Annotated in this window: 6 protein-coding genes and 6 tRNA genes; 1 reads left to right on the forward strand and 11 read right to left on the reverse strand. The window is 61.5% G+C overall.

Annotated elements, in window-relative coordinates; genetic code table 11:
- A partial coding sequence (locus AS26_RS12675; protein ID WP_062310255.1) for a LacI family DNA-binding transcriptional regulator occupies positions 1-997 on the reverse strand: 997 nt, incomplete at its 3' end.
- Positions 998-1278: 281 nt separating this feature from the next.
- On the opposite strand from AS26_RS12675, the gene AS26_RS12680 reads away from it, so the two are divergent.
- Entirely contained in the window at positions 1279-2565 is a 1287-nt protein-coding gene (locus AS26_RS12680; RefSeq protein WP_062310259.1) for a glycosyltransferase family 87 protein, read from the forward strand.
- 43 nt (positions 2566-2608) lie between these two features.
- Here AS26_RS12680 and AS26_RS12685 read toward each other — a convergent pair whose 3' ends face one another.
- The 10 genes from AS26_RS12685 to AS26_RS12735 form a co-directional block, all read right to left on the reverse strand.
- The gene (locus AS26_RS12685) at positions 2609-4297 is read right to left on the reverse strand and encodes a class I adenylate-forming enzyme family protein (protein ID WP_062310262.1); all 1689 of its coding nucleotides are present in this window, start codon (positions 4295-4297) and stop codon (positions 2609-2611) included.
- A gap of 17 nt (positions 4298-4314) precedes the next feature.
- Complete coding sequence (locus AS26_RS12690) at positions 4315-5067, reverse strand: SDR family NAD(P)-dependent oxidoreductase (protein WP_062310265.1); 753 nt, start codon at positions 5065-5067, stop codon at positions 4315-4317.
- 25 nt (positions 5068-5092) lie between these two features.
- Complete coding sequence (menB, locus tag AS26_RS12695; protein ID WP_062310267.1) at positions 5093-5902, reverse strand: 1,4-dihydroxy-2-naphthoyl-CoA synthase; 810 nt, start codon at positions 5900-5902, stop codon at positions 5093-5095.
- A 15-nt stretch (positions 5903-5917) separates the two neighbouring features.
- A complete protein-coding gene (locus AS26_RS12700; protein WP_062310272.1) occupies positions 5918-7069 on the reverse strand; it encodes an acyl-CoA dehydrogenase family protein in 1152 nt (383 codons plus the stop codon).
- A gap of 738 nt (positions 7070-7807) precedes the next feature.
- Positions 7808-7881 (reverse strand) — tRNA-Ile (locus tag AS26_RS12710).
- Positions 7882-7888: 7 nt separating this feature from the next.
- Positions 7889-7963, reverse strand: a tRNA-Val gene (locus AS26_RS12715).
- 55 nt (positions 7964-8018) lie between these two features.
- Positions 8019-8093 (reverse strand) — tRNA-Asn (locus tag AS26_RS12720).
- Positions 8094-8096: 3 nt separating this feature from the next.
- Positions 8097-8172: transfer RNA gene (locus AS26_RS12725), tRNA-Ala, on the reverse strand.
- Positions 8173-8194: 22 nt separating this feature from the next.
- Positions 8195-8277 (reverse strand) — tRNA-Leu (locus AS26_RS12730).
- A 7-nt stretch (positions 8278-8284) separates the two neighbouring features.
- A tRNA-Arg gene (locus AS26_RS12735) sits at positions 8285-8361 on the reverse strand.
- Positions 8362-8471: the final 110 nt, after the last annotated feature.

The following is an 8471-nucleotide window of genomic DNA, read 5'->3' on the forward strand; positions in this document are numbered from 1 at the left end:
CAACCCGCCCCGTCGATTCGCGGACGATGAGCTCGGTCTGCAATTCGACACTTCGAGGCGCCGACGACACGCCCTCCACCTGATCCAACAGCAACTGAACCAGTTTGGCGCCCACATCCGCCTTCGGGATCCGCGCCGTGGTCAAGGCCGGCGTGGACATGCGCGCGAGTTCCACGTCGTCGATGCCAATCACAGAGACGTCGCGCGGTACACGGATGCCACGTTCCGCAAGGGCTCGAATGGCGCCAAGCGCCAACAAATCGTTGGACGCCGCAATCGCCGTAAACCGAATGCCCTGATCCAGCATGGAGGCAGTGCGCTCGTACCCTGCCGACATCGTGTCGCGCAAGTACGGAACCAACTGGACCAGGGGCGTTCCGGCCACGAGGCCATGGTCGCGCATCGCGTCCAGGTAACCCGCATATCGCGGATTCTCCTCGTGATCGTCGTATTCCCCGAGGAAAGCGATGTCGCGATGCCCAAGCTCAATGAGGTACGCCACGTTCCGCCACATGGCTTGGTACAGGTTGACCTGCACGTGGGGCAGCCCGAAGTCCGAACTGCGGTCCTTGTAAATACAAACAGGGATCTTTCGCGACAACTCCTTCAGGTCCACGACGTTCATGACCTCGTACGGCGTGAGCACCATGAGGCCGTCGTAGAAGCCCTCCAAAATCAGCTTCATGTAAGCCTCGCGGTCACGGGTGACGTTATACAACGAAAACGTGTAGCCGCGCCCCAAAGCGGCCCGCTCGATGCCGAGGAGCACCTCGTGGTAGAAAGGATTGCTCAACGAGGAAATGATGCAGGTGAACTGCCCGCACCGCTTCATCTTCAAGCTCCGCGCCATGCGGTTGGGCACGTAGTTCAATTCCTTAATGGCTTGGAGCACGCGCTCTCGGACGTCCGCCGCAACGTATCCGTTTTCATTGAGGACCCGCGACACCGTCGTCGGCGAAACGCCTGCCCTTCGCGCCACATCCACTCGCGTGGCCATGCCATTCCCCCCGGGTCTTGCGATCACGCCCGAAGACGTCCGCACACCTTGCGGTGGCGTGGGCGGAATCGCGCTATGCGTTGTTATACATCAGTTTCATTTTAGAAGATCTGTGTATGGATCAACAAGAGATCTTTCGGAAGACGACGCCGTGAACGCGAGCGTCCGCACAACCGTCCATCACGACAGCGCCACCGGTCTATCGACCTTCTAAGCGGATTTTGATAGATGGTGTGATACGCTGCCCCTGTTAACCTCGGAACACAAGGAGGCAATCTAGGTTGAACCTACACGGGCGCACACGCCGATACGCCGTCAGGCCGTTCGCTCTGGCGCTGGTCTTGAGCGTCATTGGCATTTGCGTCGCGAAGGAATGGCAAGGGCTCGGGCGGCTCCATTTCCTCGGCTACGACTACGCGTTCTTCTACAACGCTTTTCTGCACGTCCTGGCTGGACAGGCGGATTGGAGTCATCTGTACAATCCGGCTTCCGAGCGGGCGTTCTTGATGGCACACGGTTATCCCATGGATCCGCACAATCACTACGTCTATCCGCCCCAATTCGCGTGGATGTTCGCCTGGCTGGGCCTGTTCCCGTTCGGGCTGTCCCTCGCCTTGTGGCGCATGCTCTCGATGACAGCGGGGATGTTCGGCGTCTACTGGACCATGAAGACGCTGTGGCCGCGGATCGGGCGGGGACATCTCCTCCTCGCCGTCGCGGCCACGCTCACCTTGACGCCTTTTCAACTCGACATCGCCGTCGGCAACGTGAACACAATCCTATTTGCCCTTCTGGCGCTTGCGTTTTACGCCATCCATCGCCTCGATAAGCCCACGGTAGGCGCGCTTGCCTTGGCCGCCGCTGCGGCCATCAAGGTGACGCCCCTCGCATTGCTTGTCGCCTTCGCCATCCAAAGGAGATGGAACGTCGTGGCACGCTCGCTTAGCATCCTCGCGCTGGGTTTGGCCGCGTCGTTTCTCTTCCTCGGGTGGGAGAGCACCGCGGCATACGCAGCTCACTTTCTTCAGTTCGGGAAACAGAGCATGGCGAATGGCCCGGCCCCCTACAACCAGTCCCTGCTTGGCGTTCTGGAGCTGCTCTGGAGCAAGGGGCGCGGCGGATCGACCCCCACGTGGCTGAGCCTGCTCTTCGACGCGTACGCCCTCGCGCTCGCGTTCGTCATCGGCGCTGCCATGCGGCGCAAGCCATGGACGCCTGAGTCCATCCGGATAGGGCTCAGCGCGCTTCTACCCGTGGCGGTCTCACCGCTCGTCGAGCAGCCGCACATGGTGCTCACGTTGCCGGCGCTCATGGCGTCGTTCCATCTCATCCGGCGCCATCCCGTCGCGTCCGCGCGCCGAACGTACGCTGTGCTACTCGCAACGGCCTACGGCCTGCAGACGTTGCCCGCCACGTTCCTCGTCAACCATCTGACGCGGTGGGTCCCGTCGCTTTACTGGCTGCACATTCAGATGTTCGTTTCGTTCGCGTGCATCTTGACCGCCCTTCTCATGATGGCGCGGCGCCACGCGTCGCGCCCTGCAGCGCGGACGGCCACCGCAGCCTGAACACGCGCCCCATTTGCCCAGAAACCCCGCGCGCCGGCCAACATCAAGGTCGGGGATGGTCTTCGCCACGCTGCAGACGAGCTGCCAGTTCGCGCAGGGCGAAGCGCTGGAACTTGCCGGTACTCGTCATGGGAAAGCCTTGGATCATGTGCAGCGCCTCCGGCCAGTGAGACTTGCTCACGCCGCGATCGCGCAGAAACGATTGGATTTCCGCGAGAGTAAGGACGTCTCCCAGCTGTTTGGGCACGATGAAGCACGCGGCCCGCTGACCAAGCCGTGGGTCCGGAACCCCCACCACCGCCGCCTGGCCCACGCGGGGATGGGTGTACAGGACTTCTTCAATGGCGCGCGGGTCGATTTTGTACCCGCCTCGGTTGATGAGATCGTCACGCCGGGATACGAACGTGCAGTACCCGTTTTCGTCCATGCGAACGATATCCGCCGAGTGAAACCACCCGTCGCGATCGAACATGCGGCGCGTGTTCTCCGGCTGCCGATAGTAGCCGGGGATCATATTCGCGCCGCGCACCCAAAGCTCGCCTTCACACGGCGGCGTGAGCTTCTGCCCGTTCTCATTCACCACCTGGTCCTCGATGCCATCCAATCGCTTGCCAAATGATACACTCGTGACGTCGATCCCGTCTCCGGGGCGAGTGATGTGGGTGACTCCGCCTTCGGTGTAACCGTAGCACGCGAAAATGCCCGCACCCAGCTTGTCGTGAAGCACTTTCAAAATCTCAGCGGGACAGACGGCTCCCGCGTACACGACGGCTCGCAGCGACGGCGCCGCGGACTTCGTGAAACCGTCGGCGCGGGCGAGATCGACCAGCATCGGCGTGGCCCCCAACAAGTACGTGGGCTGCTCGCGGCGCATGACCACCATGGCGCGCTCCACATGCCACTCGGTCACGAACGCGACCGGCGCACCGCGATACAATGCGCCAAGACAGCCAATGCCAAGGCCCGTGAGGTGAGCGATGGGCGTGACGATGAGCCACTTGGCGGACGGTTCAAAGCGCGCTGTGTCGTTCAGTTGCCGAATCCAGTACAAGTTGTTTGCGTGCAGATGCAACTCCGCCTTTGGCCTTCCCGTCGTCCCAGAGGTGAACATGATGAAAAAGGGATCGACGGCGACGGGGCGCGTCGCGGCGAGTTCTTCTTCATCCGCTTCCCGCCGCAGAAGCGCCTCGTACGACACCACCTCTGGCCGGTGGCTGGACGGTACGGCCACCAACATCAAGGCGCAACGCGCTTGTTCCGCGGCGCGCCGCATGGTCCCCACAAGGTCCCGGTTGCGAAACGACTCCATCACAATCGCGACCTTGGGCTTGGTGAGCTGAAGTACGTAGGCGAGATCGTGCTCGGTGTAGGGCATGTGACATAGCACCGACACCGCCCCCGCCTTGGCCACACCCATGAGCGCCACGACCAATTCATGCCGGTTTGGCAGCTGCAGGGCCACCCGATCCCCGGGGACCACGCCGAGCTCACGCAATCCCTGCGCCAACCGGCTGGATGCGTCTTCGAGATCGCCGTAGGTCATCACTGTCCCATCTTCGTCGATCACGGCCGGCGCGCAAGGGGTTTGAGCGGCATGTCTCGCGAGAAAGTCGAGAAACGTCTCCTCGGTCCATCGGCGTTCGCGCAGGTACGCGTCGACGTGGGCGCGGGTCATCCAGACGTCGTCGCGCGCCAACAGCCGACGCACACTCGCCTCCCATCGGTCGTCCACGCCTCATCCCTCCTTCATCACACCATCGTCAGCCCGCCCGACACGCTGAGCGTCTGTCCCGTGATAAACGCGGCATCCTCGGACGCCAAAAAGGCGACCGCGCCCGCAATGTCTTCCGGCTCGGCGAGACGGCGAAACGGAATCGCCCGCTCGAGCGCGCTCGCGAGTTTCTCGTTTTGAGCCGCAATTTCTTGAAACAAGGGCGTTCTCGCCGGCCCCGGACACACGACATTCACGTTGATGCCGTATTTGGCCATCTCGCGCGCAAGCGTCTTGGAAAACGCGATGACCCCGCCCTTCGCTGCGGAATACACCGCCTCCCCGGTCGATCCCACCCGCGCCGCGTCGGAGCCAATGTTGACGACCTTGCCGTACGATCGCGCCACCATGTGGGGCAGCACGGCGTGACAGGCGTACAGGACGCTCTTCAGATTGATGGCGAGAATCTTCTCCCACGTCTCCTCCTGGCTGTCGAGAAAGAATTCGATGCGGTCCCACCCCGCGTTGTTGACCAAGATATCGATCCGCCCAAATCGCTGCATCACCTGTTCCACCATCGCCACCACGTCGGCTCGGCTCGTCACGTCGACGCGCAGGGCGATGGATTCTCGCCCCTCGGACAAAAGGCGCGCCGCGGTCTCTCGCCCGCCCTCCAGGTCGAGATCGACCACCACCACGATGGCTCCCTCCGCCGAAAGTCGCTCGCAGATGGCCCTCCCAATGCCCCGCGCGCCCCCCGTGACGATGGCGACCCTGTCGCGAAGCCTCATCCCGATCCCTCCCCCCGACGCACCCTTAGCGGTCCCGGCGCCGAAACTTCCGGAAGTCTGGCTTGCGCTTTTCTTTGAAGGCCTGCAGCCCCTCCAGCGCCTCCTCGGAGCGGTAGTACATGGCGAGCGAAGCCATCGAGAGGCGCGTGATGCCCTCGATGTGCGCCGAGTCCGCGTTGAAGGAATACTTCAGAAATTTGAGGGCGGTAGGACTCTTACCGAGAATCTTCTGACACCAGCGTTCGACTTCGTCCATCAACTGCTCGTGAGGAACGACCTTGTTGACGAGCCCCATCGCGAGAGCCTCTTCAGCGGTGTATTGCTCGCACAGAAACCACAGTTCTCTCGCCCTCTTTTCTCCAATTACGCGCGCAAGGTAAGCGGTTCCATACCCCGCGTCAAAGCTCCCGACTTTCGGTCCCACCTGGCCGAACTTCGCTCGATCCGACGCGATGCTCAAGTCGCACAGGACGTGCAACACGTGTCCGCCGCCGATGGCGTAGCCGTTGACGGCCGCGATCACCGGCTTCGGAATTCCCCGGATGAGCGCGTGCAGCGTTTCAATCTCGAGGCCGATGCCCTCTTCGAGATCGCCGCCCGTGCCCGTGTACCCCTCGCTGTCGCGGTCCTTCTGGTCGCCGCCCGTACAAAAGGCGCGATCGCCCGCTCCGGTCAGCACCACCACGCCGATAGTGGGATCGTCCCACGCGTCGCGAAAGGCGTCGATCATCTCGCGAACGGTGAGCGATCGAAACGCGTTCAACACCTCAGGACGGTTAATCGTGACTTTGGCGATCCCGTCGCGCTTCTGGTAGAGAATGTCCGTGTACGGCATGTGACCGCCTCCTGTTCAATACGGTTTGTATTCCTTGCCGAGCCACTCGCGCGCGATGACCATCTTCTGGGTCTGCGCCGTCCCGTCGCCGATCTCCAGGCCGATCACGTCCCGCAACCGCTGCTCGAGCGGCAGGTCCTTGGTATAGCCGTAGTGGCCGTGAAGAAGGATGCACTCGTGAATGGCCTGCACCGCGATCTGCGGACCGAGCCACTTGCACATCGACGCTTCTTTCGTGTGGGGAAGGCCGCGATCGCGCAACCACAGCGCCCTGTAACTGAACCAGCGGATCATCTCCACCCACGTGTGGTACTCGACGAGCGGAAAGGCCACCCCTTGAAATTGAGCAAGCGGACGGCCGAACGCGCGCCGGCGCTTCACGTGATCCGCCGTCTCCTCCAGCGACTGCATGGCCGCGCCCAGACACTGCAGGCAGATGAGCACGCGGCTGAGATCGAAGCCTTTCATGAGCTGATAAAACGCGCGGTGTTCGTCGCCGATTCGGTAGTCCTCCGGCACCTCGACGTGATCGAGGAACACAGATCCCCGTCCAACGGCGGTATGACCCATATCTTGGTATTTATGCACCTCCACGCCAGGCGCATCTCTCGGCACCAAGAAGGCGCTCACCCCGCGCGCCCCCGCCTGAGGGTCGGTCTTGGCGAACACGACAAAGGCGTCCGCCACAGCGGCGAGAGAAATTCCCGACTTCTCGCCTGTGAGCACGTACGCGTTCTCCTTTCGCTCCGCCCGCGTGGAGATTTGCGCGACATCCGACCCTGCCCCCGGCTCGGTGACCGCGATGGCGATCAGCCGCTCGCCCGCGGCCATGGGCGCGAGCCACGATGCTTTCACGGCTTCCGTCGCATGGGACTCCATGACCTCGGCCAAAAGCGCGTTCAACATCACCGCATAGGCGGCGTTGAAATCGGCGCGCGCGATCTCTTCTGCCGCGATGCCGGTGGTCACGCAATCGGCGCCGCTCCCGCCATACGCCTCGGACACGCGCAACCCCGTGAGCCCGAGCCTGCCCATGGCCCGCCACAATTCCCTGGGAAACACGCCGGTCCGATCCCAATAGGTGTATTGGGGAGCTAATTCACGGCGCGCAAAGTCCCTCACGACCTCGCGCCACTGCGTTTGTTCCTCCGTGAACGAAAAATCCACCGCTTCACCTCCTGACTTCGGACGTGTGCGTCACACCCTTGCGAATCGAGCGCGGCGGGTCATATCGATGAGCTTCGGGAAACCCTCGTTATGGATACGTATGACACCGAGGCGAGGAGCATGAGGGGCGAGGTGCGCGAGGTGCGCGAGGTGTCGCGTCCGTGTTGTCGAGGGCGTGCCGTCGCGAGAGATTCGAGATAGAGCTGCGTTCACCGGAAGGACCCGTTTCCCACATTCCGCTTGATAGACAAGTTTAAGGAAACCGTACGGCATTGAATAAACCGCTGCCACGGGTCTTTGCGTGGGTCAGCCCCTGTGCAGTCGCGTATGATGCTGTATGTAACGAAAATAGAGTGTTTCTTTACTTTACGCTTTGCGAACTGTGTGATGAGACCTGAAGGAAGGAAGGGAGGGTTTCATCGTGGTCACCACCATCGCCAAGATTCCCCCAAGGTCCAGATTACGCTTCCTATAGAAATTCGCGCGCTTTGAACTTCAGCGAGGGCGACCGAGTCGTATTTCAGATCTCGAACGACGGAAAAGTCTTCATCACTGGCCTTCCGTCGTACGAACCCGAAGATGTCATCGGCAAAAAGATCGGGGCTCAACATGAAGACCCATGACCGGATCTCATCGCGAAGACTTGTCACTTTCTTGTTACCCTTCATGATCACAAATGATCAAAAACCGCCGGGATCCCCTTGCATCAAGGGCATCCCGGCGGTTCGCAATCACGAGTGGGCCCAGGTGGACTCGAACCACCGACCTCACGATTATCAGTCGTGCGCTCTAGCCGACTGAGCTATGAGCCCATAAAAATGGTGGGCGGTGGCAGGATCGAACTGCCGACCCCTCGCGTGTGAGGCGAGTGCTCTCCCGCTGAGCTAACCGCCCATCTGAACTTCGGGTATTTACATGTGGAGATTGCCTCGCTCGACGGGGAGTGCAATGGCTCCCCGAGTAGGATTCGAACCTACGACCCTCCGGTTAACAGCCGGATGCTCTACCGCTGAGCTATCGAGGAATGTGGTGGAGCTAAGCGGATTCGAACCGCTGGCCTCCAGAGTGCGATTCTGGCGCTCTCCCAACTGAGCTATAGCCCCACATGGTCTCCCCGTCAAGCGTTGGTCCCGGAGGCCGGACTCGAACCGGCACGGTTTCCCGCACGATTTTGAGTCGTGTGCGTCTGCCAATTCCGCCACTCCGGGAATTGCATGGCGTGCCCGGAGAGATTCGAACTCCCGACCTTTTGATTCGTAGTCAAACGCTCTATCCAACTGAGCTACGGGCACGCGTCTCTGTCGCTCGTCTCTGCTCATCTGCGTCACTGACGAAGTCGACGTCTAGTAATGTATCATGGTTTTCGAGAAAACGCAAGCCCCTGTGGGCGATTGTCCGTGTC

The organism is Alicyclobacillus sendaiensis NBRC 100866, from assembly GCF_001552675.1.
GTDB classification, from domain to species: domain Bacteria; phylum Bacillota; class Bacilli; order Alicyclobacillales; family Alicyclobacillaceae; genus Alicyclobacillus; species Alicyclobacillus sendaiensis.